The sequence below is a fragment of the Pseudomonas shirazensis genome (assembly GCF_014268785.2).
Lineage (GTDB): Bacteria > Pseudomonadota > Gammaproteobacteria > Pseudomonadales > Pseudomonadaceae > Aquipseudomonas > Aquipseudomonas shirazensis.
The window spans coordinates 2,378,740-2,405,273 of record NZ_JABWRD020000001.1 but is presented as its reverse complement, the minus strand read 5'-3'; the positions used below and the strand labels follow the sequence as shown (position 1 = coordinate 2,405,273).

The window sequence follows — 26,534 nt, the reverse complement described above, 5'->3', positions numbered from 1 at the left end:
CAAAGATGGTACAGGTGAGAGTGCACCAGCCGGTCAACAGCGACGGCAGTATCAATCTCGAAGCGTGGCTGGATCATGTGGTGAGCGTCGATTCGGCGCTGGACCGGGTGAACCTGAAAGAAGCCTGCGAGTTCGCCCAGGAAGTCGAGAAGAAGGGCAACCCGGCCAAGCATTCGTGGGCGGACGGTACGTCCAGTTTCCAGGCGGGCCTGGAGATCGCTGAGATCCTCGCCGATCTCAAACTCGACCAGGATTCGCTGGTCGCGGCGGTGATCTACCGCGCGGTACGTGAAGGCAAGGTCACCCTGGCCGAGGTCGGTCAACGCTTTGGCCCGGTAGTATCGAAGCTGATCGACGGCGTGCTGCGCATGGCCGCCATCAGTGCCAGCCTGAGCCCGCGCCAGTCGCTGGTGCTCGGTTCGCAGGCGCAGGTCGAAAACCTGCGCAAGATGCTCGTGGCCATGGTCGACGACGTCCGCGTCGCCCTGATCAAACTGGCCGAGCGCACCTGCGCGATTCGTGCGGTGAAAGCCGCCGATGAAGAAAAACGCCTGCGCGTTGCCCGCGAGGTGTTCGACATCTATGCGCCACTGGCGCACCGGCTGGGTATCGGGCATATCAAGTGGGAGCTGGAGGACCTGTCCTTCCGCTATCTTGAGCCTGACCAGTACAAACAGATCGCCAAGCTCCTGCACGAACGCCGGCTGGACCGCGAGCGCTTCATCAACGATGTGATGAACCAGCTGCAGAACGAGCTGCTGGCCACCGGCGTCAACGCCGATATCAGTGGCCGGGCGAAACATATCTATTCGATCTGGCGCAAGATGCAGCGCAAAGGCCTGGAGTTCAGCCAGATCTACGACGTGCGCGCCGTGCGCGTGCTGGTCCCGGAGATCCGCGACTGCTACACCGCACTTGGCATCGTCCACACCCTCTGGCGACACATTCCCAAGGAGTTCGACGACTACATCGCCAACCCCAAGGAAAACGGCTACCGCTCCCTGCACACCGCAGTGATCGGCCCGGAGGGCAAGGTGCTCGAGGTGCAGATCCGCACTCACGGCATGCACGAAGAAGCCGAGCTCGGCGTCTGCGCGCATTGGCGTTACAAGGGCACCGACGTCAAGGCCAGCTCCAACCACTACGAAGAAAAGATTTCCTGGCTGCGCCAGGTGCTGGAGTGGCACGAAGAACTGGGCGACATCGGCGGCCTGGCCGAGCAGCTACGTGTCGATATCGAGCCTGATCGGGTGTATATCTTTACCCCCGACGGCCACGCTATCGACCTGCCCAAGGGCTCGACGCCGTTGGACTTCGCCTACCGCGTGCACACCGAGATCGGCCACAACTGCCGTGGCGCCAAGATCAACGGCCGCATCGTGCCGCTCAACTACAGCCTGCAGACCGGTGAGCAGGTCGAGATCATCACCAGCAAGCACGGCAGCCCAAGCCGCGACTGGCTGAACTCGAACCTTGGCTACGTCACCACCTCGCGTGCACGGGCGAAGATTGTCCATTGGTTCAAGCTGCAGGCGCGCGATCAGAACGTCGCCGCCGGCAAGACCCTGATCGAGCGCGAACTGAGCAGGCTCGGCCTGCCTCAGGTCGATTTCGATCGGTTGGCCGAAAAAGCCAACGTGAAAACCGCCGAAGACCTGTTTGCCGCCCTCGGTGCCGGTGACCTGCGCCTGGCGCATCTGGTCAACGCAGCCCAGCAGTTGCTTGAGCCGGAACGGATCGAGCAGATCGAGCTGACACCGCGCAAGCCGTCTGGCGTGCGTAACGGCAAGCGTGCCGATATCCAGATCCAGGGTGTCGGCAACCTGTTGACGCAGATGGCCGGCTGCTGCCAGCCGCTGCCCGGCGAGGCGATCGTCGGCTATATCACCCAGGGCCGCGGCGTGACCATTCACCGCCAGGACTGCGCCTCGGTGCTGCAACTGAGCGGGCGTGAGCCGGAGCGGATCATCCAGGTCAGTTGGGGCCCGGTGCCGGTGCTGACCTACCCGGTCGACATCATCATCCGCGCCTACGACCGCCCAGGCCTGCTGCGGGATGTGTCGCAGGTGCTGCTCAACGAGAAGATCAACGTGCTGGCGGTCAACACCCGCTCGAACAAGGAAGACAACACCGCCTTGATGTCGCTGACCATCGAAATCCCCGGTCTGGATGCCCTCGGGCGTCTGCTCGGGCGGATTTCGCAGTTGCCCAACATCATCGAGACGCGGCGTAACCGTACCCCTTGAAACCGCGGTGAGCCCTTCGCGGGTTATCCCGCTCCCACAGGTCGATCAGGGCCCTGGGAGCGGGCTTACCGGGACGCCGGACCGCCGCGAAAAGAGCGCAACCGAAGGACCTGCCATGACTTACACCCTTGAAGACCTGCTGCACCTCATGGCCCGTCTGCGTGACCCGCAGCATGGCTGCCCATGGGACTTGAAGCAGGACTACGCAAGCATCGTCCAACACACCATCGAAGAAGCCTACGAGGTGGCCGACACCATCGAGCGGGGCGACTTCGCCCACCTGCAAGGTGAACTCGGCGACCTGCTGTTCCAGGTGGTTTACTACAGCCAGCTGGCCCGCGAAGAAGGCCGTTTCGAGTTTGCCGGCGTGGTCGACGGCATCACCCGCAAGCTGATCCGCCGCCACCCGCATGTGTTCCCCACCGGCGAGCTGTACGCGCCGCTGGACACGCCGAGCCTGAGCGAAGCCCAGGTCAAGTTGCGCTGGGAAGAGATCAAGGCCCAGGAGCGCGCCGAACACAGCGTGCCCGAGCAGTTGTCATTGCTTGACGACGTTCCCGCGGCCTTGCCGGCTTTGTCGCGTGCCGCCAAGCTGCAAAAGCGCACGGCTACGGTCGGTTTCGACTGGCCCGACCCGCTGCCGGTGCTGGACAAGGTCCGTGAAGAGCTGGATGAAGTGCTGCAGGCCATGGCGGATAATGACGCCGATGCATTGGAAGACGAGATCGGTGACCTGCTGTTTGCTACGGTCAACCTCGCCCGCCATCTCAAGCAAGACCCGGAAAACGCCCTGCGTCGCGCCAATCGCAAGTTCGAGCGGCGCTTTCGCTTCATCGAACAGGCCTTGCGCGACAGCGGCAAGCCTATCGAATCCTGTAACCTTGATGAATTGGACGCCCTTTGGGGTGAAGCCAAACGCCAAGAAAAGAACCTGCCCAGCTGCGGCTGAGCTGTTGCATAAGTGAGTGAACATCCATGAGCCTTTCCCTTCGCGACCAATTGCTCAAGGCCGGTCTGGTTAACCAGAAGCAGGTCCAGCAGACCAACAAAGCAGAAAAGAAACAGAAGCGCCTGGAACAAAAAGGCCAGGTCGAGGTGGACGACACCCAGCAGCGTCTGGCCAAAGAGGCCATGGCGGAAAAAGCCAAGCGTGATCAGGAGCTGAATCGCCAGCAGCAGGAGAAGGCTGAGCAAAAGGCCCGGGCGGCGCAGATCAAACAGTTGATCGAGGCGACCCGCCTGCCCAAGTTGACCACCGAGGATTACTACAATTTCGTTGACGACAAGAAGGTCAAGCGGATTGCGGTGAACGCGCTGATGCGCAGCAAACTGAGCAATGGCTCGTTGGCTGTAGTGGCGTTGGGTGGGGGTTACGAGGTGATTCCGCGGGAGGCGGCGGTGAAGATTCAGGAGCGTGATCCTGGGCGGATTCTGTTGCTCAACACGCATGTCGAGGAGGCCGATGAGGATGATCCGTATGCGGCTTACAAGATTCCTGATGATTTAATGTGGTAACACCCGTCACGGGTGGTGTCTTTAGTTACAAAGGGCTGCTTGGCAGCCCTTTTTCATGCGGCGCCTGGTGGGGAAACTGCCAGGCGCGTTGATCGATACAGGGGTTATTGCTGGCGCTGGTTCTCGAGGGTTTCGAGTTCGGCGCGGTATTGCTGTGCTTCGTGTTCCTGGTGGAACATGCCGACCAGTTCGCCTTGCTGGTGGACGTCCCAGATCCGCACACCGGCGGCCAGGCCTTCATGGGACATTTTCGATTCGTCGCGTTCGGTTACTTGGACTGTCATCGTTGAAAACTCCACTTTGAGTTGGCTGCGGCAGAGTGTCGCAGGACTTAGTTATAGGGTTTATTAGCAGGCTAAGTAAATAAACTCGGCATGAAGGATTTTTCATCGACCTAGGGTCGCGCGCTTTCTGAGCAGCCTTGCCGGGCGCCGAGCCGGTCGGAAGCGGCTACGCAGCGTCCTTGGCTATCTCTGAGCTACTTACTGTTGCTGTGGGCAGCGCTGGTTTTGGTTCCTGTGCGGCGGGATCAGGCGTCCGGCTGGGCAGCACTTTGCCTTAGGTAGCGAACTTTCCTACACCCTTATCAGAAAACGTCTAGGTCCCTGAAAAGCGTCAGCTCGGTATGGTTGGCAGGCAAAAAAAGCCGTGAAAAAACGCGGCCCGCCCCCCGCCCCGTCGGCAACTCATCGACCCTATCGGCGACGCTTGCAGACGCTGAAAAGGACGCCACCATGATCAGCATGGACAAGCTCTTCGCTATTAATCAGGCTGCCTGCGACGCCCTCAGCGTGCCGCTAGCCGCAGGCCCTGCAGTCAGCTGCACCCGCACTTTCACCATTCTCCCGCTGCGCTACGCCGCCGTCGGCGGCAACTCCGGCTTGCGCGAGCGCCTGCCGCAATTGCCAGACAACCTGCATCACGCGCATCAGGCTGGCGCCTTGACTCAGGCTGCCTACGCGATACGGCCACTGCGTGAAGGATTCCTTTACGTCATGGAAGCTCGCCGAATAGGCAACAGGTTGTTATTTCTTGACCCGTTCCGCATTTCGGCAGATGGCTCACTGGCCATCTCCAGCTTCGATGATCCCTGGCAAGCCCCGCCGGCCTCGCTGACGGCGCAGGACGTGATGCGCAACCTGGCATGGGCTCTGACTATCCACGATGTGGATGACCTGGTCGGGCTGCGGCTGTTCTACAGCCCTGACCCACTGAGCAGAGCTACGCTGATGCGGCTGTTCCACCAGGCTTCCAGCTTGCCGGCCGTGAACGTAGCCAAGTATGCCGCCTCTTCCTGCTCAGTCCCTGAGTCCCATGTACTGACTTACGGTCAACTCGACCTGGTGGCCGATTTCGCCGCAGAGAACGATCCAGACCTGCGCAAGATGCTTGACGCACAGCTATCTTCGACGCCGAAGATCATGTCGCTGGTGGCCTCTCGGCAGATGCTCAAGCCAAAGCCAAACAGCGATACGCCGCGAGGTATCGCCATTGTGGTCGAGGACGCGATCGGCATTACCCAAGATCTCAATGCCTGGCGCAACGCGGGCCTGGAACACCTCAAAGGCTGGCTGGAAACCACCACGCCCGGCGCGGAACCGGGCCAGCCGGGGATCAGCAACGAGCGCAAGGTGCTGGTGGCACAAGCGTTCACTCAATTGCACGCCGAGTTCAGTGAGCGCAAGGTCGGCGCCCTGCTGAGCCGCCATACCCAGACCCTGCGTGAGTACCTGACAGACGGCGAACAAAGCCTGCCGCCCGGTCAAACCCGCGAATGGTGGGCGCATACACGCGAAGGCATTCTTGAAGTTGATGCGCAGTTCAAGCGCAAGGATCTCGAGGCGCGTGCTGCCACTGGCGAGTTTGCCAAGGCTTTCGAAGAGCGCTACTTGCCAAGGGTCGATCTGCCCGCCATGCACGTTCAGCTGGGCTGGTTCGAGACCGTCAGCCGCGAAGCGCAACGCCAGGCTGATGCTCGGGCAGGCGACCACCTGATGTGGCTGCAACATCCGCGACTGCTTGCAGCGCTGGATCTCTATGACCAGGAAGACCTCACCAGCGGTCTGTGCTTTGCGCACCAGACCGGCCTCTGCGTGCTGGGTATGGAAGGCACCGTCAAAGGCGCGCAATTGCTCAGCCGCTGGTGGCAGAGCGGCGAAGTTGAAGCGAGCAACTTGGCCATGCGCGCTTATGTGTTCAATCAGAAATCGGTTGCCGAGGTACTGGCAAAGACCCAAAGCGATCTGCGCATTCTCCACGGGCCAGCGGACGACTGGCAAAAACTGGAAACCGCACTGCAACAAGCCAAGGCACTGGCGGCGCAATTCAGTGCAATCGACGGCCATTTGGAGCAGTTAGCCCAACACGGTCACGTCAATACTGCCGGCGCACTGGCCTGGATTGGTCATCTAGGGCGTGAAGCCCTGAGCGCCGGTGCGCCCAACGCTGTAGACCGAGCACTGCATAGGCGTCTGGTAACCCTCCTCACTGCTTCGCTGGGTGAGCAAGCCCTCAACCTGCGCATGGCCGAACACGCCCAAGCCGGCCACACCCCCTCACCGGGCCGCGTTGCCGCACCGATCATGCGCCGGCTTGATCAGGCCTATGTCGACAGCCTGAGCGGCGCGCACAGCAACAGCTTCTACCGCCTGAGGGTAAGCAGCGCGCTGCTGTTGCTGGAAGCGAGTCTGTTGCTGCTGCAAGGCAGGCGAGAAGATAAGAATCGACGGTTCTGGAGCGAAGTGGCTGCGGGGGCGTTGACGAGCGCGGCGGCGGGGATGGAGCTGTTGGCGGTGGGGACAGAGCAGGTATTAGCAACTCTCGGCCAAAGGAGCGCATCAGCGCGGGGAGCATATATCAGTTTGGGTCGTTATCGCTTTTGGGGGGCAGCGATGGCAAACGCCGGCGGGCTGATAAGTATTTGGTGGGATATCCAAGACAGTATAAAACTAGCAGGAGAGGCGAGCACTGATTTAACACCGAGAAAAGGTTTACTTTTCACTGCATACGCGTCCAGAGTGACAGCGACCTTTTTATTACTAGGCGCACAAAGTACTCTGGCTTTCTCTCAAGCTGGACCGCTGTTCACATGGTGGGCATCCAGAACAGGAAACCCCGCACTCACAGCAGTAATCCAAGGCCTGTCAAACACTTCTGCGCGCCTAGCAGCCAATCGTGTAGCTCTAACACTCCTCGGCCGAATAGGCTGGCAAGCAGGTTTGATCATCCTCGCGGCCACTGTAATCATAATAGTGCTGGATGATGATGCTTTTGAAAAGTGGTGCGACAGATGCTGCTTCAGCGCAAAAAAAGAAGTGGACAGATACAAGAAAGACTCGGATGAGCTGTCAGCCTTGTTCAACGCCACCAGCGAGCTCTTATAATGTACCTTATTGAGTGGATGATGTGGAAAAGCATTTTAGAACCAGCAGAAACTCGAAAGAAATACGAGCATATCAGCACCCAGCGCGTTCCAGATATTTATGAAAGCGATGAGACTGAAGCGCTGGCAGCCGCTCGAAAAGTTGTGAGCAACACTCCAAAAAGTCGAGGTCCGGTGTACACTTTCAACGACTACGCACTCGAAATTAGATGCGGCATGTGGGAGAGCAAAAGAGGGCTGATTACAACGATCTCCGCGCCACTGATCGCAGCACTAATCCTAGGAGGCGTGGGGGCGGCCGACTTTCTAAACACCGCGATTGATATCCTATACGAGCAGAACAGATGGTCGTTCATGCACTGGTATATTTCAGCGTTCCTAACTATTCTTGTTTCGTTCGTCTCATGGCTTTATGCGAAATATGGACTTACCTTCTCCCGCCTTGAATTATTCACATCTCGCCACTTATTGATTCGTTTCAATCGAAAAACACAGCAAGTACATTTGCATCGCCCGGCCAATTGCGGCGGGATCGTGACTTTGCCCTGGGCCGGGATTAACGCCTCAGCTACTGACAAGATACATTTCACTGATGACAGTATCGGAATGCCCCTTGCGCTTTACTGGCTCCCGCGCTGGACTGGAACCTTACATATAGAAACTGCTTGGGTTGGCAAAGCCGCCAACAGTCAGGCTGAATTACGACATGAATGGGAATTCATCCGCCGATTCATGGAAGGAGGCCCCGAAGGCCTCCCGCGCCCACGAATTACCTCACACTTCCCTTGGCCATGGCAGGCATTCACCCCGCAATTCGAGGGGCTTACCCACTACTTCCGTCATTCTTCGCGGATCATCAAGATAGGCCTTGTTCTTATTTCGCCCGCCTTCCTAATTCTCGGTCTAAGCCACTGGCTAAGCCTACTGCTGTGCTGGAAACCGCGCTGGCCAAAAATCATCCGCGAAGCAGGACTGCCTGGTAAACCCATCCCGCCGCTAACCACTTTGGCCGACAGGCCGCCTCACATTCAGGAACGCCTGCGTGAGAACGCCCATCTATGGGCCGTGCGCCCAGGCCAGCGGCCGGCGAAAAAACCACGCGCTGCCCGTAGGCCAGCGAAAGCCGACAATCGATGCACCACAGCTGAGGCGTCTTTCACCGATGAACTCCACCGTTCTGATGGACACTCTCGGTAAGCCCCCCAAGTCCAGCGCAAAAGCACTCATATTCAACCCATAAAAAACCCCACATCAAAGTGGGGTCGTTTCACAGCGGATTCAGCTCAAGACAAAATCAATTGCCCTTCACCGACCGCCCATCAACCGTACCATCCTGCAGCACGATCACGTATTCCTTGCCATCAGTCTCAACCTGACGCAACTGCACCAGCAGATAATCCCAATCCTTGGCGAACCAAAGCTCGGTAATCCGCTTGCTCTGGCTAGGATCACGCACGCGCTCGACCTTGATCGCATCGACCTGCCCAGTCTTGGTAGTCACCTTCTCAGTGCCCAAAACCCGGAAGTCATAGGTATCGATCTCATCGCCATCGACCACCTGATACGACACACTCTTCTTGCCCGCCGCTACGTCATGCTGCAGCGCCAGCTGATACGAAGACTTGTCCAGCACGCCACGATTCAACGGCAGACTCACCGCATCACCACGATCGCTACCGGTGACCTTCTTGCTTGCCCAATCAAAGTCCAGGTCGACTTTCTTTGCCTTGCCCAGGCCACCGCGTTCGAAGTGGTAGGTCTGCGGCAACAACGCATCCTTGTCCACCCGAACGGTGCTTTGCTCGGTCAAGCTGGCAATCATCATCGAAGCCTTGAAGTTCAGGCTCCAGGTCCCGTTGGCATTCTTCACCAGGCTACGCTCGGCGGTGCCGCTCATGGGCAGCTGCTTCCAGTCGGCGGTGTAGCTGGCCGAGAAGGGCTTCAGATCAGCTGCCTGAAGAGGCAGGGCAAGCACGGCGAGAGCCATCAGCAGGGCGCGACGCATAAAATCTCCTAGGGACGAATCAAGTGACCGCTGGCCGCCAGCGGCTGGCCATCCAGTAACGCACCGTGCTCGCCCAGACGCAAGCGTCCTTCGGCGAACCAGCGCACCGCCAGCGGGTAGATCTGGTGCTCCTGGTGGTGAACCCGGGCTGCCAGGCTTTGCACGGTGTCATCTGCTGCCACCGCAACCACTGCCTGTACGACCAGAGGCCCGCCATCGAGTTCCTCGGTGACAAAGTGCACGCTGCAACCGTGCTCGCCATCACCCGCTTCCAGGGCGCGCTGGTGGGTATGCAGACCTTTGTACTTGGGCAGCAACGAAGGGTGGATATTCAGCAGGCGGCCTTGATAGTGACGCACGAAACCGCCACTGAGGATGCGCATGAAACCGGCGAGCACCACCAGGTCCGGGGTGAAGCCGTCAATCAGCGCCATCAGCGCTGTATCGAATGCCTCACGACCGGTGAAACCCTGATGCTCCAGCACCGCAGTCGCGATGCCGGCCGCTTTGGCCCGTTCCAGGCCATAGGCATCGGCGCGGTTGGAGATCACTGCGCAGATGCGCACCGGGCCGTCTGGCTTACAGCTGTCGAGCAGCGCCTGCAGGTTGCTGCCGGTACCCGACAGCAACACCACAACATTACAGGTCTTGCCCGGCATCAGTGCGCCTTGAGGTTCTGCAGGTCGACCTGAGGTGCGCCTTCGGCGGCATCGGCGATCTGACCGATCACCCATGGCTGCTCACCGGCTGCACGCAACACGTTGAGGGCGTTTTCGACCTGGTCTTGGCCAACGCAGATGACCATGCCCACGCCGCAGTTCAGGACGCGGTGCATTTCGTGCTCGTCGACGTTGCCTTTTTCCTGGAGGAAATCGAACACTACCGGACGCTGCCAGCTGGCCACGTCGATGATCGCCTGGGCGTTTTTCGGCAGGACGCGCGGGATGTTGTCGAGCAGGCCACCACCGGTGATGTGGGCCATGGCCTTGACGGCGCCAGTGTCCTTGATCAGCTTGAGCAGCGGCTTGACGTAGATGCGCGTTGGCGCCATCAGCAGGTCGGCCAGCGGCTTGCCGTCGAGCTGGGTGCTCTCGATGTCGGTCGCGGAGACTTCGAGGATCTTGCGGATCAGCGAGTAGCCGTTAGAGTGCGGGCCGGACGAAGGCAGGGCGATCAAGGCGTCACCGCTGGCGACTTTCGAGCCATCGATGATCTCGGCTTTTTCGACCACACCGACGCAGAAGCCGGCCAGATCGTAGTCTTCGCCTTCGTACATGCCAGGCATCTCGGCGGTTTCACCACCGACCAGCGAGCAGCCAGCCAGCTCGCAACCTGCGCCAATACCGGTTACCACGGTCGCTGCAACGTCAACGTTGAGCTTGCCGGTGGCGTAGTAGTCGAGGAAGAACAGCGGCTCAGCGCCGCAGACGATCAGGTCGTTTACACACATGGCGACCAGATCCTGGCCGATGCTGTCGTGGCGGTTCAGGTTCAGTGCCAGGCGCAGCTTGGTGCCGACGCCGTCGGTGCCGGAGACCAGCACCGGCTGTTTGTAGCCGGCCGGGATCTCGCAGAGGGCGCCAAAGCCGCCCAGGCCACCCATGACCTCAGGGCGTGCGGTGCGCTTGGCCACGCCCTTGATGCGTTCGACCAGTGCTTCGCCGGCGTCGATGTCTACACCGGCGTCTTTGTAGCTCAGGGAGGGTTGCTTGCTCATTGATCCAGGCCTTTAGAGGTAGGGATACGGAAAAACGACCGCGACGGCCAAGGCCGGCTGTTGCAGCGGCGGCTGCCTGTTCGTCACTGGTCTGCGAAGGCGCGCGATTTTATCAGGGTTGCCGGGCAGCGGCCATCCTCAGGCCGACGGGCAGGGCGGTAAATGTTTAAAAACATCCTTTCATGGGCCGCGACTGGTTGCCTGACCGGTCGCTGTATAAGGTATAGGTATGGCGCGGGGACAAAATTGCCGGCGGACGGAGCGATCGACAGGCGCTGCGGTCACCGCCAGCAGGTACAGGCTCCGCGCCCTCGTTCATCTGGACAGGAATCCTCCATGCGTCTTCTCAATTACCTGGCTGCCGGTTGCCTCGCCTTGCTGGCGAGTGCGGCCCAGGCCGAAAGTGTTGCCGGGCTTTATCAAGTACGTGAAACGGTCGACGGCCAGGGCAGCGAGGCACGCACCCAGGCCACAGCACGTGCGCTCGACACGTTGATCCTGCGTCTGACCGGCGATCCAAAGGCGCCGCAGTCGCCAGCCCTGGCCGCGCTGCGCAAGGACCCGCAACAGATCATCAATCAGGTCGGCAACGAGGCCGGCCCGCCCGAGAGCGTGCTGGTCGAGTTTGACGCAGGCAGTACCGAACGTGCCTTGCGTCAGGCTGGCCTGGCCTTGTGGGGCAGCAATCGGCCGTCGATCCTCAGTTGGTGGCTGAACGACAGCGTCGACGGCAGCAGCCTGGTCGGCGATGGCCAGAGCGCCGCTGAGCCGCTACGCCGCGCTGCGCAACATCGCGGCCTGCCGCTGCGCTTGCCGTTGGCCGACCTGCAGGAGCAACTAGTCGCCAATGCCAAGCAGCTGGAAGGCAAGGATCCGAGCGCGCTGCGCGAAGCTTCCGAGCGTTACGCTGCCGATGCGCTGTTGGCCGTCCACGCTCATGAAGCCGACGGCAAGTGGCAGGGCAAATGGCAGCTGTGGCTGGGTGACCAACGTGAGCAAGGCGATGCCGAAGGCGCTGATCAGGCTGCCTTGGCCGACGCGGTGATGCTGGCGGTGAGTACTCGTCTGGCGCCGCGCTATGTCACTCGACCGGGTGCCAGCAGCGAGCTGCTGGTGCAGGTACAAGGCATGAATCTCAAACGTTATGCCGAGCTCAGCCGCGTGCTCGAACCCTACGGTCCGCGCCTGCAACTGGCCGATGGCGACAAGCTGACCTATCAGGTCAGCGGCAACCGCGAGCAACTGCGCGCCCAGCTGGGCCTGGCCAAACTCCGTGAACTGCCAGCCGAACCGGCCGCCGCCGCACCTGCAGCCCCTGTTACAAATGAACCAGCCGGGGCTGCGCGAGCTCCGGCAGCGAAACCTTTCGATGGCTTGCGCTTTGCCTGGTAAGAGAAAACATGAACATGATGACTGATCAGCGTCGCTGGGTATGGCTGGGCGTGGCCCTGGTAGTGGCGGTACTGCTGTATAGCCTGCACAACATCTTGTCGCCGTTTCTGGTCGGCATCCTTCTGGCGTATCTGGCTGACCCGTTGGTCGACCGCCTGGAGCGGGCGGGTCTGTCTCGCACCTGGGGCGTAGTGGTGGTGTTCGCCTTGTTCACGCTGATCTTCATGGCCTTGCTGCTAGTGCTGATCCCGATGCTGGCCAAGCAGCTGGTACGCCTGTACGAGCTGACGCCGCAGATGCTCGACTGGCTGCAGCATGTGGCGCTGCCGTGGGTGCAAACCCGCTTGGGGCTGGCCGATGGTTTCTGGAAGTTTGACAAGATCAAGGCCGCCATCAGCGAGCATATGGGCCAGACCACCGACATTGTCAGTGCGGTACTGAGTCAGGCCACGGCGTCGAGCCTGGCCCTGCTGGCCTGGCTGGCCAATCTGGTGCTGATCCCGGTAGTGGGCTTTTACCTGCTGCGTGACTGGGACCTGATGATGGCCAAGCTGCGCAGCCTGCTGCCGCGTCAGCGCGAAGAGCAGATCGTCGAGCTGGCAGGCGAATGCCACGAAGTGCTTGGTGCATTTGTTCGTGGGCAGTTGCTGGTGATGCTGGCGCTGGGGGTGATCTATGCCAGTGGCCTGATGCTGGTCGGCCTCGAGCTTGGCTTGTTGATCGGCCTGCTGGCCGGCCTTGCTGCAATCGTGCCTTATATGGGCTTCATCATCGGCATTGGCGCGGCGCTGATTGCCGGGCTGTTCCAGTTCGGCGGTGACCTCTATCCGATGCTGGGTATCGTTGCTGTGTTCATGATCGGCCAAGCGCTTGAAGGCATGGTGCTGACTCCGCTGCTGGTAGGCGACCGGATTGGCCTGCACCCGGTGGCGGTGATCTTTGCGATCCTCGCCGGCGGTGAGCTGTTTGGCTTCACTGGTGTCCTGCTGGCCTTGCCGGTAGCCGCGGTGATCATGGTGCTGCTGCGCCATGCCCACGAGATGTACAAGGAGTCGGACCTGTACGGCGGCGAAGAAGACCCTCAGCTTTAACGCGGGGGAGGGGGCTGCGAGTGCAGCCCCCGCTTCGGTGCAAGCCCTTGATTTTACTTGCCCTCTCGCCGGCGCTGATTGTGCCGCCCGCGCTGCAGGTATAGACTTTGCAGACTTTCCTCCAAGGCCCCGTGGTCCTCGTGACCGTCAGCCCAGCATGAAACCGATCCAGTTGCCCCTGGGTGTGCGTCTGCGAGATGACGCCACCTTCATCAACTACTATCCGGGCGCCAATGCCGCAGCACTGGGCTATGTCGAGCGCTTGTGCGAAGCCGACGCCGGCTGGACCGAGAGCCTCATCTATCTATGGGGCAAGCAGGGTGTGGGTCGCACCCACCTGTTGCAGGCTGCCACCCAGCGTTTCCAGCAGCGCGGGGAGCTGGCGGTCTACCTGCCCCTGGCGCAGTTGCTCGATCGCGGTATCGAGCTGCTCGATCACCTCGAACAGTACGAGCTGGTGTGCATCGACGATCTGCATGTGATCGCTGGTAAAGCCGACTGGGAAGAGGCCATGTTCCATCTGTTCAACCGCCTGCGCGACAGCGGCCGACGCTTGCTGCTGGCCGCATCCAGTTCGCCGCGCGAATTGCCGATCAAGCTTGCCGACCTCAAGTCGCGCCTGACCCTGGCGCTGATCTTCCAGATGCGCGGGCTGTCCGATGAAGACAAGCTGCGCGCCCTGCAACTGCGTGCCTCGCGCCGCGGTTTGCACCTGACCGACGAGGTCGGCCATTTCATCCTCACCCGCGGCGCGCGCAGCATGAGTGCGTTGTTTGATCTGCTTGAGCGGCTTGATCAGGCCTCGCTGCAGGCTCAGCGCAAGCTGACCATCCCTTTTCTGAAAGAAACTCTGGGCTGGTAAAGCCCTGAAACCAGCGGGCTACAGCGGAAAAACGGAAAAGTCACATTTTTTTCGATAAAATTTGCAAATAACCTTGATAGAAGGCATAGTCGCAGCCTCCTTTAGAACTAAAGACACGGTCGTGCACATGCTCAAGCACTTCGCACCCCTCGTGCCACTCGCACTTGTGACCCTGCTTTTTGGCTGCGCGGCGCATAGCCCGGTTTCCGAGCCCCAGGATCACCCACAGGTTGCCGCACAGTCTGCGGACCTGATCAAACCTTCTGCTTCTTCGGTCTTCGGCGAAGAGCCAATGGCTACCGAGGATGACCTCGAGGCATTCTCCAGCAGCAAGCCTTACCAGTTGCCTGTCCTTGCCGACAGCATTCTGGAGCGCGGCATGGCCTTGATCGGCACCCGCTATCGCTTTGGCGGCACTTCGGAGAAGTCCGGTTTCGATTGCAGCGGTTTCATCGGTTATTTGTTCCGCGAAGAGGCTGGCATGAACCTGCCACGCTCGACCCGCGAAATGATCAATGTCGACGCACCCAAAGTAGCCCGCAACAAGCTCAAGCCAGGCGACCTGCTGTTCTTCAGCACTAACGGTCGCGGTCGGGTAAGCCATGCCGGCATTTACCTGGGTGACAATCAGTTCATCCACTCGAGCAGCCGTCGCAGCGGTGGTGTGCGCATCGATAATCTCCAGGATCGCTACTGGAGCAAGACCTTTATCGAGGCCAAACGCGCCCTGGCCATGGCGCCAACGATGATCTCGCGTAACTGATAGCCAGTTGCTATATTCGCACGGCGGCGATGCTTATAAAGCTCGCCGCCGTGCGCATTTACAGAAAGCGTCTAATCTAATTTCTCAACTCTTTTCGACTGCGGTCGATCGGCCTCTTACAGGAAGTTTCAGCCATGGTGACAGTGGCGCGCTTCGCATTTCTTTCGCTGGTGGCGATGCTCGCTGCCTGCTCCAGCCGTGCTCCGGCACCGGCGCCTGTGGTTCAGCCACAAATCACCTTCAATCAACAACCCAGCTCTTCGCCGGTTGCGGCGGATGTGTTGTTCCGGGCTATCGGGTTGGTTGGCACGCCTTATCGCTGGGGCGGCAATACGCCGGATTCGGGCTTTGATTGCAGTGGGCTGATTGGCTATGTGTACCGGGATGCTGCTGGTATCAGCTTGCCGCGGTCGACTCGCGAGATGATTGTGATGCGGGCGCCTAGCATTGATGTCAATTCGCTGCAGTCGGGGGATTTGGTGTTCTTTGCTACCGGGGGTGGCTCGCAGGTTAGCCATGCCGGGATCTATGTCGGGGAAGGGCGGTTTGTGCATGCGCCGCGGACTGGCGGGACTGTGCGGTTGGATTATCTGAGTAATAGCTATTGGGCCAAGGCGTATTTGCAGGCCAAGCGGATATTGCCGGCTGGGCATTTGGCGCAGAATCCCTGAATTAGCGACCTGCGCGGCCCCTGTAGGAGCGGCCTTGTGTCGCGAAAGGGCTGCGTAGCGGCCCCAGCGATGTCCGGGTCGTTCACGATTGCTGCGTGCTTATCCATTCTCTGTGGTGGCCTTGCGGGCCCCTTTCGCCCTTGCGGCGAGTCACTTTTTTGGCAAACGCCCCAAAAAAGTAACCAAAAAAATGCTTGGCTCCACATCCGGCCCCTCCGCTGCGCTGCGGGGTTCCCTCGCTCCGGTCTTGCTCCCGGGAGGACCGCGCTGTACGGCCCATCCTGGGCCGCAGCGCTTGCCGGCCATCCATGGCCGGCACCTCCCTTCGCAAGACCTGCGCTCGGCCTCCTGAGTCGCCGGTGGATCAAGATCAAAAGCAGATCAAGGTCAAGAGCACGCCTCGCTGCGCTGGCGCAGATCAAGGGCGAGAGTCAAAAGCAGTGGCTGAGTGGCTTTTTCAGTTACTTCGCTGCGCTCACTCGCCAGATTACGTTGCCCACATCATCAGCCACCAGCACGCCTTCGCGCTGATCGCTGACCACGCCAACCGGCCGGCCCATTGCCTCACCCTGTTCATTCAAGAAACTGCTCAGCAGGTCTATTGCCTGGCCTGCCGGCTTGCCATTCGCATCGAACGGCACAAAGATCACTTTGTAACCACTGTGTGGCTTGCGGTTCCACGAGCCGTGTTGACCAATCAGCGCGCCACGGCCAAACGGTGCGGGCAATAAACCTGGCTCGATAAACGCCAGGCCAAGCGAAGCGGTATGTGGCCCCACGGCGTAATCCGGTACCAGCGCCTGGGCGACTTTGGCTGGGTCTTGTGGTTGCACCCGCACGTCTACGTGCTGCCCGTAGTAGCTGTACGGCCAGCCGTAGAAACCGCCATCCTTGACCGAGGTGATGTAGTCCGGGACCAGGTCGCTGCCGATCTCGTCGCGCTCGTTGACTGCCGTCCATAGCGCCCCGGATTGCGGCTGCCAGGCCAATCCATTCGGGTTGCGCAGCCCGGAGGCGAAGATGCGGTGGCTGCCGGTAGCGCGGTCCACTTCCCAGATCGCCGCGCGGCCTTGCTCCTGCTGCATGCCGTTCTCTGCCACGTTGCTGTTGGAGCCTACCGTGACGTACAGCTTGCGCCCGTCGGGGCTGGCAATCACGTTCTTGGTCCAGTGGTGATTGAGGGTGCCACCCGGCAGGTCGATGACCTTCTGCCCGCGCCCGTCGATCTGCAACGCGTCGGTCACGTAATCGAAGCGCAGCAGCTTGTCGGTGTCGGCGATGTACAGGTCCTTGCCTACCAGCACCATGCCGAAGGGCGAGTTGAGCCCTTCGATAAAGCGGCTGCGGGTTTCGGCAACGCCGTCATGATCGCGGTCGCGCAGCAGGGTGATGCGGTTGGCGGTGGGGACGCCTGCACCGGCCAAGGACATGGCTCGTTTCATGAACCAGCCGCGCAGGCCTTTGCCGTCGTCCGGCTTGGCCGGTGCGTTGGTTTCGGCGACCAGCACGTCGCCATTGGGCAGCACATGCAGCCAGCGCGGATGGTCGAGGTGGTCAGCAAATAGCGCAACCTGAGTGCCGGCCGCTGCAACCGGTTTGCCACCCTGCGGCCAGCCGACCGCCGGCGCGACGTTGACGGTTGGCAGCAGGGTTTTGTTTGGCGCCGGTAACTGCGGTGTGGGGCCGATGCCATCGTTGACCCTGAGGCTGGCGGTCTCGCCGCAGCCGCCGAGGCCTGCGAGCAAGGCGAGCACAACGGCACTGCGCATTCTGTTCATGGGCGGGCTCTCGACAAGGGCTATGGCATACAGAACCATAGCCGCCGGGCGAGGTTCAACCCGGCGCGGCGCAGGGGTGCTTCACGCTTGCTTGAACAGCAATGCAACACCTGGGAAATACTGGCCGAGCTCGTTGTGCAGTTTGCGATAGGCGTACGGGAAGTACCAGGCAACGGCGCAGGCGGTGTGCTTTTGCAGGTCATCGACCAGGTCCTGGAGTTCTTCCGGGCTGGCGTGCTGGCCGGCTTTCCACGGGCTGACGAACAGCGCCCCGGCTTTGAGCTGGCTGGCATAGGCAACTGGCTTGGCGGCGCTGGTGGTTTCATGCAGGGCGGCGGTCAGGTCGAGCCGGGCGATGCGCGGCCAGCGCTGGCTGGCGTGCAGGTGGATCGACTCCTCGGCGGTGCTGATGGCCAGGTCACAACGGCCTTCGCGCTCGCCTTCTTCGCGTTGCTTGCTGCTGGCAAACTGGGTCAGGGCGACCAGCTCGGCTTGCCAGGCGGCCGCAGCCAGCAGGCCGACGTTGGCCGCTGCACCATGCCAGTACGGCGCGTCGCTGGCATGGTTGAGTTCGGCGAAGCGATCGATGCAGTCGACCCAGCGCTCCAGGGCAGGACGCAAAAACTCCAGGCGCGGGTTGTTGATGATCAGACCTTGCATGCTGCGCACTCCTTATTGTGATTATCGCGGTCAGCTACAGTGATGGCGATATGATATCAATGCTAGCAGTCTGCGCTGTACTGTCGAATCGGCCATTGATCCAGGCCAAACCGGCCTTGTTTCATTGACGCTCCCGGTGCAACCCTCTAACCTTCGCGGCGTGTTTCAGGTGCCCTGCGGACTGCGGTCTGGCGGGGTGAAACTGGGAAGCCGGTACCAGTCCGGCGCTGCCCCCGCAACGGTAGGTGAGCCGCGTACGTAGCGCTCACGAGCCCGGAGACCGGCCTGTTACTGCCAACGGCATCACGGAGGGTGATGCACAGTTCACTGTGGTTTGCGCCACGGCGCCTGCGCGTTCTCCGTTTGCCTGCCTTTCGATCTGTCGCCGCCCGGTGCGCGCGCAGGCACTTGCGGAGAACCTTATGAGCGACAACCCCGAACGCGACGAACGCCACCTGGCGCGCATGCAGCGCAAAAAGGCGATCATCGACGAGCGCATCGCCAACTCTCCCAATCAATGCGGCCTGCTGCTGGTGCTGACCGGTAATGGCAAGGGCAAAAGCAGCTCGGCTTTCGGCATGCTCGCCCGCGCGCTGGGCCATGACATGCAGTGCGGCGTGGTGCAGTTCATCAAGGGCCGCAACAGCACCGGCGAGGAGCTGTTCTTCCGCCGTTTCCCTGAGCAGGTGCGCTACCACGTGATGGGCGAGGGCTTCACCTGGGAAACCCAGGACCGCCAGCGCGACATCGCCGCGGCAGAAGCCGCCTGGGCAGTATCGCGGCAAATGCTGCAGAACCCGTCGATTCATTTCGTTGTGCTGGATGAGCTGAACATCGCCCTCAAGCATGGTTACCTCGATCTGGACCAGGTGCTCAGTGACATTCAGGCTCGTCCGCCAATGCAGCACGTGATCGTCACCGGCCGCGGCGCCAAACCGGAAATGGTCGAACTGGCCGACACCGTCACCGAGATGGGCATGCTCAAGCACGCCTTCCAGGCCGGTATCCGCGCGCAGAAGGGCGTGGAACTATGAGTGACCCGCGCCGGTGCCCGGCGGTGCTGATCGCAGCGCCCGCTTCCGGGCAGGGCAAGACCACCGTGACCGCAGCCCTGGCGCGCTTGCACCGCAACCTCGGGCGCAAGGTGCGGGTGTTCAAGTGCGGTCCGGACTTTCTCGACCCGATGATTCTGGAGCGGGCCAGCGGCGCACCGGTGTACCAGCTCGATCTGTGGATGATTGGCGCGCAAGAGAGCCGGCGACTGCTCTGGGAAGCTGCCGGCGAGGCCGACCTGATCCTCATCGAAGGGGTCATGGGCTTGTTCGATGGCACTCCGTCCAGCGCTGATCTGGCGCGCCATTTCGGCGTTCCGGTGCTGGCGGTGATCGACGGTACCGCCATGGCCCAGACCTTTGGTGCGCTGGCCCTGGGCCTGGCACGCTACCAGGCCGATTTGCCGTTCGCCGGGGTGCTGGCCAATCGGGTTGGCAGCCTGCGCCACGCGCAACTACTTGAAGGCAGCCTGACCGAAGGCCTGCGCTGGTACGGCGGGCTGTCGCGCGAGCGCGGCATCGAGCTGCCGAGTCGCCACCTGGGCCTGGTGCAAGCCAGCGAACTGAACGACCTTGACCAGCGCCTCGACGCCGCCGCCGAGGCCCTGGCTGGCAGCTGCGATGCAGCGCTGCCGCCAGCGGTGAGCTTCGATGGCCCCGCTTTGCCAGCACCGTTGCCCTCGTTGGCCGGGGTGCGCATCGGTGTGGCGCAAGACGAAGCATTTGCCTTCATCTATGGCGCCAACCTCGACTTGCTGCGGGCCATGGGGGCTCAGCTGGAGTTTTTCTCGCCGCTGCACGACAGCGAGCTGCCGCAGGTCGACAGCCTATATCTGCCAGGCGGCTACCCCGAATTGCACCACCATGCGCTGGCCGCCAATACGCCGATGCTGGACGCGATTCGCGCTCACCATAATGTTGGCAAGCCGCTTTTGGCCGAGTGCGGCGGCATGCTCTACCTGCTTGAAAACCTGACCGATGTTGCCGGTGAACGCGCCGCGCTGGTTGGTTTGTTGACTGGCGAGGCGGTGATGCAGAAGCGCCTGGCAGCACTGGCCCTGCAAGCGGTGGAACTGCCCGAAGGCACCCTGCGCGGACACACCTATCACCACTCGTTGACCACCAGCGAGCTGGAGCCAATCGCCCGTGGCCTCAGCCCCAACGGCGGCCGCGGCAACGAGGCGGTGTACCGCCTGGGCCGGCTGACGGCTTCTTACGTGCACTTCTATTTCCCCTCCGACCCACACGCGGCGGCGGCGCTGTTGCGACCATGAGCGAGCATGCCTTCTCCGATGCCGAACGCGCCGCGGTCTACCGGGCGATCGGTGAGCGCCGCGACATGCGCCACTTTGCCGGTGGCGAAGTAGCGCCGCAGGTGCTTACACGCCTGCTGGCGGCCGCGCATCAGGCCCCCAGTGTTGGCCTGATGCAACCGTGGCGGTTTATCCGCATCAGTCAGCGCGACTTGCGCGGACGCATCCAGACACTGGTCGAGCAGGAGCGGGCGCGCACCGCCGAAGCCCTTGGCGAGCGCTCCGACGAATTCATGAAGCTCAAGGTCGAAGGCATCAACGACTGCGCCGAGCTCTGGGTGGCAGCGCTGATGGACAAGCGCGAAGCGCACATCTTCGGCCGCCGCACCCTGCCGGAAATGGACCTGGCCTCGCTCGCCTGCGCGATCCAGAACCTCTGGCTGGCCGCGCGCGCCGAAGGCCTGGGCATGGGCTGGGTATCGTTGTTCGACCCGCAGGCACTGGCCGAGCTGCTGGCCATGCCAGCCGATGCCAAGCCGGTGGCGGTGCTCTGCCTGGGCCCGGTCGAGGCGTTCTACCCAGCACCGATGCTGGCCCTGGAAAACTGGGCCGAACAACAGCCACTGAGCGCCATGCTCTACGAAAACCAATGGGGAGAACGCGCATGAGCGTGGCCTTGCTGACCGTCGCCGGTGTTGCCCTCGACGCGCTGCTGGGTGAGCCGAAACGGCGCCACCCGCTGGTTGCTTTCGGCAATTTTGCCGCACGCCTGGAGCAGCGCCTGAATGCGGGTGGTCGCGGCTGGCGCAGCCATGGCGTCAGCGCCTGGTTCCTGGCCGTGGTGCCGTTGACCTTGCTGGCACTGTTGCTGTCCTGGCTGCCGCTGATCGGCTGGCTGGTCGATGTGCTGGCGCTGTACTGTGCGTTGGGGCTGCGTAGCCTGGGTGAGCACGTAATGCCGGTGGCTGACGCACTGCGCCGCGGTGATCTGGCCGAAGCCCGGCGTCGGGTCGGCTACCTGGTCAGCCGCGAGACCGCTGAACTGGACGAAACTGCCGTCGCCCGCGCTGCCAGCGAATCAGTCCTGGAGAACGGCAGCGATGCAGTGTTTGCTGCTTTGTTCTGGTTCATCATCGCCGGTGCGCCCGGGGTGGTGCTGTACCGGCTGAGCAACACGCTCGATGCCATGTGGGGCTATCGCAACGAACGCTTCGAGCGCTTCGGCTGGGCGGCGGCGCGCATCGACGACGTCCTCAACTACATTCCTGCAAGGCTGGTCGCCCTTACTTACGCGCTGCTCGGCAAGACCCGCCTGGCGCTGACCTGCTGGCGGCGTCAGGCGCCGCTGTGGGACAGCCCCAACGCAGGCCCGGTGATGGCCAGCGGTGCCGGTGCGCTCGGTGTCGAGCTGGGTGGCCCTGCGGTTTATCACGGCGAGCTGCACGAGCGGCCGCAGCTGGGCGAGGGGCCACCGGCCGATGCCGACGCCATCGAGCGCGGCTGGAGCCTGGTGCAACGCGGCGTCTGGTTGTGGCTGCTGCTGATCTGTCTGGGAGCGTATCTGAATGCTTGAACATGGCGGCCGCCTGCAACGCGCAGTGCGTGAGTACGGGATTGCCCGCGAGCAGTGGCTGGACCTGTCCAGCGGTATTGCCCCATGGCCCTTTGCAATCCCGGCGATTGCGCAGGCTGCCTGGGCGCGCTTGCCGGAGAGCGAAGATGGTCTGGAGCAAGCTGCGCGTCACTACTACGGCGCCACGCAGCTGCTGCCCGTGGCAGGCTCGCAGGCCGCCATTCAAGCCTTGCCACACCTGCGCGCGGCGGGCCGGGTAGGGGTGCTGACGCCATGCTATGCCGAACATCCCTACGCCTGGCAGCGTGCCGGGCACCAACTGATCGAGCTGGCCGAGGATGATGTCGAGCAGGTGCTGGATAGCCTCGACGTGCTTGTTGTGGTCAACCCCAACAACCCCAGCGGCCGGCTGTTCATGCGCGAGCAGTTGCTTGCCTGGCATGCACGGCTGGCTCGGCGTGGTGCTTGGCTGGTGATCGACGAGGCGTTCATCGATACCGGCCCAGCCCAAAGCGTGGTCGACTGTGCCGAGCGACCGGGGCTGATCGTGCTGCGTTCGTTCGGCAAATTCTTTGGCCTGGCCGGTGTGCGGCTGGGGTTTGCCATGGCCGAACCAAGCCTGTTGGCCCGCCTGGCCGAACTGCTCGGGCCGTGGACCGTGCCGGGGCCGACCCGCGTGCTGGGTCAGGCCTGCCTCAACGACAGCGCTGCGCAATTGGCCCAGACCGTCCGCTGCGCGCAGGCCAGCCAGCGCCTGGCGACTGTGCTGGACGACGCAGGCCTGAGCGCAACCGGCGGCTGCGAGCTGTTTCAGTACCTGCGTTTTGAACAAGCCCGTCATCTGCATGCATTTCTCGCCCGCCGCGGCATCCTCGTGCGCCTGTTCGAGCACCCCGCAGCGCTGCGCTTCGGCCTGCCCGCCTGCGCGGCAGAAGAGCAGCGCCTGGCCCAGGCGCTGGCTGACTATCAAAAGGAATCGGCATGACCACGCTCATGGTGCAAGGCACCACCTCCGACGCCGGCAAGAGCACCCTGGTGACTGCCTTGTGCCGTTGGCTGCTGCGCCAGGGCGTTGCCGTGGTGCCGTTCAAACCGCAGAACATGGCGCTCAACAGTGCTGTCACTGCCGACGGCGGCGAAATCGGTCGTGCCCAGGCTGTGCAGGCGCAAGCGTGCCGGCTGGCACCGCACACCGACATGAACCCGGTGCTGCTCAAGCCCAACAGTGACACCGGTGCCCAGGTGATTATCCATGGCCGCGCCGTGACCAGCATGAATGCGGTCGCCTATCACGACTATAAGGCCATCGCCATGCAGGCCGTGCTGGCCTCGCACCAACGCCTGCAAGCGGCATATCCGGTGGTGATGGTCGAAGGCGCCGGCTCGCCGGCCGAGATCAACCTGCGTGCTGGCGACATTGCCAACATGGGCTTTGCCGAGGCGGTCGACTGCCCGGTGATTCTGGTGGCTGATATCAACCGTGGTGGCGTGTTCGCCCATCTGGTGGGCACCCTCGCGCTGCTCTCGGCCAGCGAGCAGGCGCGGGTCAAAGGTTTTGTCATCAATCGTTTTCGTGGCGACATCGCTTTGCTCCAGCCGGGCCTCGACTGGCTCGAGCAGCGCACCGGCAAACCGGTGCTGGGCGTGCTGCCGTACGTTACCGATCTGCACCTGGAGGCCGAGGACGCCATCGATGCGCGCCAGCCGGCCAAGGCCGAGCGGGCGCTCAAGGTGATCGTGCCGGTGCTGCCGCGGATCAGCAACCACACCGATTTCGACCCGCTGCGCCTGCATCCGCAGGTCGATCTGCAGTTCATCGGGCCCGGCCAGCCGATCCCGCCGGCCGACCTGATCATCCTGCCCGGCTCCAAGAGCGTGCGCGCCGACCTCGCTCAATTGCGCGAGCGTGGCTGGGCCACGGCCATCGAGCGTCACCTGCGCTACGGCGGCAAGCTGATCGGCATTTGTGGAGGTTTGCAGATGCTCGGCCATGAAGTGCGCGATCCGCTCGGGCTGGAGGGTCCGGCAGGCACCAGCCCGGGTCTGGGCCTGCTCGACTTCGTCACCGAACTTGCAGCCGACAAACAATTGCGCAATGTTGCCGGCAGACTGCTGCTGGAGCAGTCACCGGTGGCCGGCTACGAGATCCACGCTGGCGTCACCCAGGGCGCGGCGCTGGAGCGACCTGCGGTGGTCTTGGCCGACGGCCGCTGCGACGGCGCAATCAGCGCTGATGGGCAGATCCTCGCGACCTATCTGCACGGCTTGTTCGAAGGCAGCCAGTCCTGCGCGGCGCTGCTGCGCTGGGCGGGCCTGGAAGCCGTGCAGAGCATCGACTATGAAGCACTGCGCGAGCGCGATATCGAGCGCCTGGCTGACCTGATCGAAAAGCACCTGGACACTGACCAATTGCGCCAACTGTGTGGAGTCGCCGCCCATGCATAGTCTGATTCTGGGTGGTGCCCGCTCGGGCAAGAGCCGCCTGGCCGAGCAACTGGCAGACAGCTGCGGACTGCCGGTGACTTACATCGCCACCAGCCAGCCCCTCGACGGCGAAATGAACGAGCGCGTGCAGTTGCATCGCCAGCGCCGTCCGGCACATTGGGGCCTGATCGAAGAGCCCGTGCAGCTCGCCGCTGTGCTGCGCGCCGAAGCCGCCGAAGGCCGCTGCCTGCTGATCGACTGCCTGACCCTGTGGCTGACCAACCTGCTCATGCTCGACGACCCCGAGCGCCTCGCCGCCGAGCGCGATGCGCTGCTCGAGTGCCTGCCGAGATTGCCGGGCACGCTTATTCTGGTGAGCAACGAAAGCGGCCTGGGCGTGGTGCCCATGGGCGAACTGACCCGCCGCTACGTCGATCTGGCCGGCCTGTTGCACCAGGCAGTGGCCGAGCGCTGCCAGCGCGTAGTGCTGACGGTCGCCGGCCTCCCTCTCATGCTTAAAGGACCTGCTCTATGAACACTTTCTGGTGGCGTGATGCCTGCCAAGCTGTTGATCACGCCGCCATCGAACAGGCCCGTGCGCGTCAGCAGCAATTGACCAAACCGGCCGGCTCACTCGGTCAGCTGGAAACCCTTACGCTGACCCTGGCCGGCCTGCAGGGCCGCGAGCGGCCAAGCCTGGAGCAGGTCGCCATCAGCATTTTTGCCGGTGACCATGGCGTAGTCGCAGAGGGCATCTCGGCCTACCCGCAGGCAGTGACCGGGCAGATGCTGCGTAACTTTGTCGGCGGCGGTGCGGCGATCAGCGTACTGGCGCGGCAATTGGGTGCGAGCCTTGAGGTGGTCGACCTCGGTACCATCGAGCCAAGCCTGCAGCTGCCAGGTGTACGCCACCTGCAACTGGGGGCCGGTACCGCCAACTTCGCTCAGCAGCCAGCGATGACCGACGCGCAATTGCAGGCCGCCCTGCAGGCCGGCCGCGACAGCGCCCAGCGTGCTGCCGAGCAGGGTACTCAGCTGTTTATTGGCGGTGAGATGGGCATCGGCAACACCACTGCTGCGGCGGCCCTGGCCAGCGTGCTGCTGGCTTGCCCAGCGCGTGAACTGAGTGGCCCGGGCACTGGCCTGGACAGTGCCGGCGTGCAACACAAGGCCGCCGTGATCGAGCGCGCGCTGAAACTGCATGGCCTGCAGGCAGATGACCCGCTGCGGGCGCTGGCCTGTGTCGGCGGCTTTGAAATTGCCGCGCTGGTGGGGGCTTATCTGGGCTGTGCCCAGCAGGGTGTTGCAGTTCTGGTCGACGGCTTTATCTGCAGCGTCGCGGCGCTGGTCGCCGTGCGCCTCAATCCGCAGTGCCGGCCTTGGCTGTTGTTTGCCCATCAGGGCGCCGAGCCGGGCCATCAGGTGCTGCTCGAGGCGCTGCACGCCGAGCCGTTGCTGGCCCTCGGCCTGCGTCTGGGCGAGGGCAGTGGCGCAGCTCTGGCGGTGCCGCTGCTGCGGCTGGCCTGCGCGCTGCACGGGCAAATGGCGACCTTTGCCGAAGCGGCAGTCGCGGATCGCCCGGCATGATCATCGACCTGCTGCGCCATGGCGAAACCGAACTGGGCGGCGGCCTGCGTGGCAGCCTGGATGACGCCCTGACGGCCAAGGGGTGGGCGCAGATGCGTACGGCAGTGGAGCAGACCGCTCCGTGGCAGGCGCTGATCACCTCGCCATTGCAGCGCTGTGCACTGTTTGCCGACGAGCTGGGGCAGCAACTGGCGCTGCCGGTGCAGCGCGAAGCGGGTATCCGTGAACTGCACTTCGGTGATTGGGAGGGGCGCACCGCGCTGCAGATCATGCAGGACCAGGCCGATCAGCTCGGCCGGTTCTGGGCCGATCCTTACGCCTACACGCCGCCCGGCGGCGAGCCCGTGGCTGACTTCGCTGAACGGGTGCTGGCGGCCATCGACCGCCTTGCGCTCGAATATGCCGGGCGGCATGTATTGCTGGTGACCCACGGCGGTGTGATGCGCCTGCTGCTGGCGCGGGCGCGGGGCTTGCCGCGTGAGCAGTTGCTGCAGGTCGAGGTCGGCCACGGTGCGCGGGCGCGCCTGCAGTGGCAGGCCGGCATCCTTCACGAGGTGCTCTGA

General features: G+C 62.6%; 25 protein-coding genes and 1 riboswitch. Of the genes, 19 read left to right on the top strand and 6 right to left on the bottom strand.

Translation table 11 applies throughout. The features are described 5' to 3' along the window. The first annotated feature begins 5 nt into the window (after positions 1-5). From relA to HU736_RS11030, 3 genes are all read left to right on the top strand, one after another. The gene (gene relA, locus HU736_RS11040) at positions 6-2,246 is read left to right on the top strand and encodes a GTP diphosphokinase (protein WP_101321749.1); all 2,241 of its coding nucleotides are present in this window, start codon (positions 6-8) and stop codon (positions 2,244-2,246) included. A 115-nt stretch (positions 2,247-2,361) separates the two neighbouring features. Then, the gene (gene mazG / locus HU736_RS11035; protein WP_186701635.1) at positions 2,362-3,195 is read left to right on the top strand and encodes a nucleoside triphosphate pyrophosphohydrolase; all 834 of its coding nucleotides are present in this window, start codon (positions 2,362-2,364) and stop codon (positions 3,193-3,195) included. 26 nt (positions 3,196-3,221) lie between these two features. Next, complete coding sequence (locus HU736_RS11030) at positions 3,222-3,761, top strand: DUF2058 domain-containing protein (protein ID WP_103438285.1); 540 nt, start codon at positions 3,222-3,224, stop codon at positions 3,759-3,761. Between the two features lie 104 nt (positions 3,762-3,865). On the opposite strand, the gene HU736_RS11025 is transcribed toward HU736_RS11030, so the two are convergent. Further along, positions 3,866-4,045: a hypothetical protein gene (locus HU736_RS11025; RefSeq protein WP_101321746.1), complete on the bottom strand. Its 180-nt coding sequence runs from the start codon at positions 4,043-4,045 to the stop codon at positions 3,866-3,868. A gap of 450 nt (positions 4,046-4,495) precedes the next feature. Between HU736_RS11025 and HU736_RS11020 the strand changes: the two genes are divergently transcribed. Next, a complete protein-coding gene (locus tag HU736_RS11020; RefSeq protein WP_217862382.1) occupies positions 4,496-7,144 on the top strand; it encodes a T6SS effector BTH_I2691 family protein in 2,649 nt (882 codons plus the stop codon). Then, positions 7,144-8,340 carry a DUF6708 domain-containing protein gene (locus HU736_RS11015; protein ID WP_186701493.1) on the top strand — a complete coding sequence of 399 codons (1,197 nt, stop codon included), beginning with the start codon at positions 7,144-7,146 and terminating at the stop codon, positions 8,338-8,340. The genes HU736_RS11020 and HU736_RS11015 overlap by 1 nt, the downstream gene beginning before the upstream one ends. Before the next feature lie 97 nt (positions 8,341-8,437). Here the strand turns inward: HU736_RS11015 and HU736_RS11010 are convergent, their stop codons facing one another. Genes HU736_RS11010 through purM form a run of 3 tightly spaced genes read right to left on the bottom strand, consistent with a single transcriptional unit; the run spans position 8,438 to position 10,865 of the window. After that, positions 8,438-9,148, bottom strand: a complete 711-nt coding sequence (locus HU736_RS11010) for a DUF3108 domain-containing protein (RefSeq protein ID WP_101321744.1) — start codon at positions 9,146-9,148, stop codon at positions 8,438-8,440. Positions 9,149-9,156: 8 nt separating this feature from the next. Further along, positions 9,157-9,807, bottom strand: a complete 651-nt coding sequence (gene purN / locus HU736_RS11005) for a phosphoribosylglycinamide formyltransferase (RefSeq protein ID WP_186701494.1) — start codon at positions 9,805-9,807, stop codon at positions 9,157-9,159. Further along, a complete protein-coding gene (gene purM, locus HU736_RS11000) occupies positions 9,807-10,865 on the bottom strand; it encodes a phosphoribosylformylglycinamidine cyclo-ligase (protein WP_101321742.1) in 1,059 nt (352 codons plus the stop codon). The genes purN and purM overlap by 1 nt, the downstream gene beginning before the upstream one ends. A 336-nt stretch (positions 10,866-11,201) precedes the next feature. Between purM and HU736_RS10995 the strand changes: the two genes are divergently transcribed. From HU736_RS10995 to HU736_RS10975, 5 genes are all read left to right on the top strand, one after another. Next, complete coding sequence (locus HU736_RS10995; protein WP_186701495.1) at positions 11,202-12,257, top strand: DUF2066 domain-containing protein; 1,056 nt, start codon at positions 11,202-11,204, stop codon at positions 12,255-12,257. A 17-nt stretch (positions 12,258-12,274) separates the two neighbouring features. Beyond that, positions 12,275-13,348 (top strand): AI-2E family transporter, encoded by a 1,074-nt coding sequence (locus tag HU736_RS10990; RefSeq protein WP_103438837.1) that lies wholly within the window; start codon positions 12,275-12,277, stop codon positions 13,346-13,348. A gap of 157 nt (positions 13,349-13,505) precedes the next feature. Continuing rightward, positions 13,506-14,210 (top strand): DnaA regulatory inactivator Hda, encoded by a 705-nt coding sequence (hda, locus tag HU736_RS10985; RefSeq protein ID WP_101321740.1) that lies wholly within the window; start codon positions 13,506-13,508, stop codon positions 14,208-14,210. A gap of 127 nt (positions 14,211-14,337) precedes the next feature. After that, positions 14,338-14,973 carry a C40 family peptidase gene (locus tag HU736_RS10980; RefSeq protein ID WP_103438279.1) on the top strand — a complete coding sequence of 212 codons (636 nt, stop codon included), beginning with the start codon at positions 14,338-14,340 and terminating at the stop codon, positions 14,971-14,973. Between the two features lie 134 nt (positions 14,974-15,107). Then, positions 15,108-15,644: a C40 family peptidase gene (locus tag HU736_RS10975; protein WP_103438278.1), complete on the top strand. Its 537-nt coding sequence runs from the start codon at positions 15,108-15,110 to the stop codon at positions 15,642-15,644. 461 nt (positions 15,645-16,105) lie between these two features. Here HU736_RS10975 and HU736_RS10970 read toward each other — a convergent pair whose 3' ends face one another. Together HU736_RS10970 and HU736_RS10965 are read right to left on the bottom strand one after the other, a co-directional pair. Then, the gene (locus tag HU736_RS10970) at positions 16,106-17,422 is read right to left on the bottom strand and encodes a PQQ-dependent sugar dehydrogenase (protein ID WP_186701496.1); all 1,317 of its coding nucleotides are present in this window, start codon (positions 17,420-17,422) and stop codon (positions 16,106-16,108) included. Positions 17,423-17,503: 81 nt separating this feature from the next. Next, positions 17,504-18,082, bottom strand: a complete 579-nt coding sequence (locus tag HU736_RS10965) for a hypothetical protein (protein WP_103438276.1) — start codon at positions 18,080-18,082, stop codon at positions 17,504-17,506. Positions 18,083-18,232: 150 nt separating this feature from the next. Further along, positions 18,233-18,385, top strand: a riboswitch (cobalamin riboswitch). A gap of 119 nt (positions 18,386-18,504) precedes the next feature. Here HU736_RS10965 and cobO point away from each other — a divergent pair. From cobO to cobC, 9 genes are read left to right on the top strand one after another with little or no spacing between them, the layout of a single operon-like run. Further along, positions 18,505-19,116: a cob(I)yrinic acid a,c-diamide adenosyltransferase gene (gene cobO, locus HU736_RS10960; protein ID WP_186701497.1), complete on the top strand. Its 612-nt coding sequence runs from the start codon at positions 18,505-18,507 to the stop codon at positions 19,114-19,116. Then, a complete protein-coding gene (locus tag HU736_RS10955; RefSeq protein WP_186701498.1) occupies positions 19,113-20,408 on the top strand; it encodes a cobyrinic acid a,c-diamide synthase CobB in 1,296 nt (431 codons plus the stop codon). Before cobO ends, HU736_RS10955 begins: the two co-directional genes overlap by 4 nt. After that, the gene (gene bluB / locus HU736_RS10950) at positions 20,405-21,055 is read left to right on the top strand and encodes a 5,6-dimethylbenzimidazole synthase (RefSeq protein WP_103438274.1); all 651 of its coding nucleotides are present in this window, start codon (positions 20,405-20,407) and stop codon (positions 21,053-21,055) included. Before HU736_RS10955 ends, bluB begins: the two co-directional genes overlap by 4 nt. Then, positions 21,052-21,960 (top strand): adenosylcobinamide-phosphate synthase CbiB, encoded by a 909-nt coding sequence (cbiB, locus tag HU736_RS10945; protein WP_101321732.1) that lies wholly within the window; start codon positions 21,052-21,054, stop codon positions 21,958-21,960. The genes bluB and cbiB overlap by 4 nt, the downstream gene beginning before the upstream one ends. Then, a complete protein-coding gene (cobD, locus tag HU736_RS10940; protein WP_186701499.1) occupies positions 21,953-22,945 on the top strand; it encodes a threonine-phosphate decarboxylase CobD in 993 nt (330 codons plus the stop codon). The genes cbiB and cobD overlap by 8 nt, the downstream gene beginning before the upstream one ends. Next, positions 22,942-24,405 carry a cobyric acid synthase gene (locus tag HU736_RS10935; protein ID WP_186701500.1) on the top strand — a complete coding sequence of 488 codons (1,464 nt, stop codon included), beginning with the start codon at positions 22,942-22,944 and terminating at the stop codon, positions 24,403-24,405. The genes cobD and HU736_RS10935 overlap by 4 nt, the downstream gene beginning before the upstream one ends. Continuing rightward, a complete protein-coding gene (cobU, locus tag HU736_RS10930; RefSeq protein ID WP_186701501.1) occupies positions 24,398-24,919 on the top strand; it encodes a bifunctional adenosylcobinamide kinase/adenosylcobinamide-phosphate guanylyltransferase in 522 nt (173 codons plus the stop codon). The genes HU736_RS10935 and cobU overlap by 8 nt, the downstream gene beginning before the upstream one ends. Then, entirely contained in the window at positions 24,916-25,971 is a 1,056-nt protein-coding gene (cobT, locus tag HU736_RS10925; protein ID WP_186701502.1) for a nicotinate-nucleotide--dimethylbenzimidazole phosphoribosyltransferase, read from the top strand. Before cobU ends, cobT begins: the two co-directional genes overlap by 4 nt. Further along, entirely contained in the window at positions 25,968-26,534 is a 567-nt protein-coding gene (gene cobC, locus HU736_RS10920) for an alpha-ribazole phosphatase family protein (RefSeq protein ID WP_186701503.1), read from the top strand. Before cobT ends, cobC begins: the two co-directional genes overlap by 4 nt.

Bases quoted from the DNA above. Each gene is read 5' to 3' on its own strand.
- purM (WP_101321742.1), bottom strand. From the start codon at position 10,865: ATGAGCAAGCAACCCTCCCTGAGCTACAAAGACGCCGGTGTAGACATC.
- hda (WP_101321740.1), top strand. From the start codon at position 13,506: ATGAAACCGATCCAGTTGCCCCTGGGTGTGCGTCTGCGAGATGACGCC.
- mazG (WP_186701635.1), top strand. From the start codon at position 2,362: ATGACTTACACCCTTGAAGACCTGCTGCACCTCATGGCCCGTCTGCGT.
- HU736_RS10955 (WP_186701498.1), top strand. From the start codon at position 19,113: ATGAGTGACCCGCGCCGGTGCCCGGCGGTGCTGATCGCAGCGCCCGCT.
- HU736_RS10965 (WP_103438276.1), bottom strand. From the start codon at position 18,082: ATGCAAGGTCTGATCATCAACAACCCGCGCCTGGAGTTTTTGCGTCCT.
- cobO (WP_186701497.1), top strand. From the start codon at position 18,505: ATGAGCGACAACCCCGAACGCGACGAACGCCACCTGGCGCGCATGCAG.
- HU736_RS10980 (WP_103438279.1), top strand. From the start codon at position 14,338: ATGCTCAAGCACTTCGCACCCCTCGTGCCACTCGCACTTGTGACCCTG.
- HU736_RS10935 (WP_186701500.1), top strand. From the start codon at position 22,942: ATGACCACGCTCATGGTGCAAGGCACCACCTCCGACGCCGGCAAGAGC.
- HU736_RS11020 (WP_217862382.1), top strand. From the start codon at position 4,496: ATGATCAGCATGGACAAGCTCTTCGCTATTAATCAGGCTGCCTGCGAC.
- cobT (WP_186701502.1), top strand. From the start codon at position 24,916: ATGAACACTTTCTGGTGGCGTGATGCCTGCCAAGCTGTTGATCACGCC.
- bluB (WP_103438274.1), top strand. From the start codon at position 20,405: ATGAGCGAGCATGCCTTCTCCGATGCCGAACGCGCCGCGGTCTACCGG.
- HU736_RS11030 (WP_103438285.1), top strand. From the start codon at position 3,222: ATGAGCCTTTCCCTTCGCGACCAATTGCTCAAGGCCGGTCTGGTTAAC.
- cobC (WP_186701503.1), top strand. From the start codon at position 25,968: ATGATCATCGACCTGCTGCGCCATGGCGAAACCGAACTGGGCGGCGGC.
- HU736_RS10990 (WP_103438837.1), top strand. From the start codon at position 12,275: ATGACTGATCAGCGTCGCTGGGTATGGCTGGGCGTGGCCCTGGTAGTG.
- HU736_RS10995 (WP_186701495.1), top strand. From the start codon at position 11,202: ATGCGTCTTCTCAATTACCTGGCTGCCGGTTGCCTCGCCTTGCTGGCG.
- cobU (WP_186701501.1), top strand. From the start codon at position 24,398: ATGCATAGTCTGATTCTGGGTGGTGCCCGCTCGGGCAAGAGCCGCCTG.
- HU736_RS11015 (WP_186701493.1), top strand. From the start codon at position 7,144: ATGTACCTTATTGAGTGGATGATGTGGAAAAGCATTTTAGAACCAGCA.
- HU736_RS11025 (WP_101321746.1), bottom strand. From the start codon at position 4,045: ATGACAGTCCAAGTAACCGAACGCGACGAATCGAAAATGTCCCATGAA.
- HU736_RS10975 (WP_103438278.1), top strand. From the start codon at position 15,108: ATGGTGACAGTGGCGCGCTTCGCATTTCTTTCGCTGGTGGCGATGCTC.
- purN (WP_186701494.1), bottom strand. From the start codon at position 9,807: ATGCCGGGCAAGACCTGTAATGTTGTGGTGTTGCTGTCGGGTACCGGC.
- relA (WP_101321749.1), top strand. From the start codon at position 6: ATGGTACAGGTGAGAGTGCACCAGCCGGTCAACAGCGACGGCAGTATC.
- cobD (WP_186701499.1), top strand. From the start codon at position 21,953: ATGCTTGAACATGGCGGCCGCCTGCAACGCGCAGTGCGTGAGTACGGG.
- cbiB (WP_101321732.1), top strand. From the start codon at position 21,052: ATGAGCGTGGCCTTGCTGACCGTCGCCGGTGTTGCCCTCGACGCGCTG.
- HU736_RS10970 (WP_186701496.1), bottom strand. From the start codon at position 17,422: ATGAACAGAATGCGCAGTGCCGTTGTGCTCGCCTTGCTCGCAGGCCTC.
- HU736_RS11010 (WP_101321744.1), bottom strand. From the start codon at position 9,148: ATGCGTCGCGCCCTGCTGATGGCTCTCGCCGTGCTTGCCCTGCCTCTT.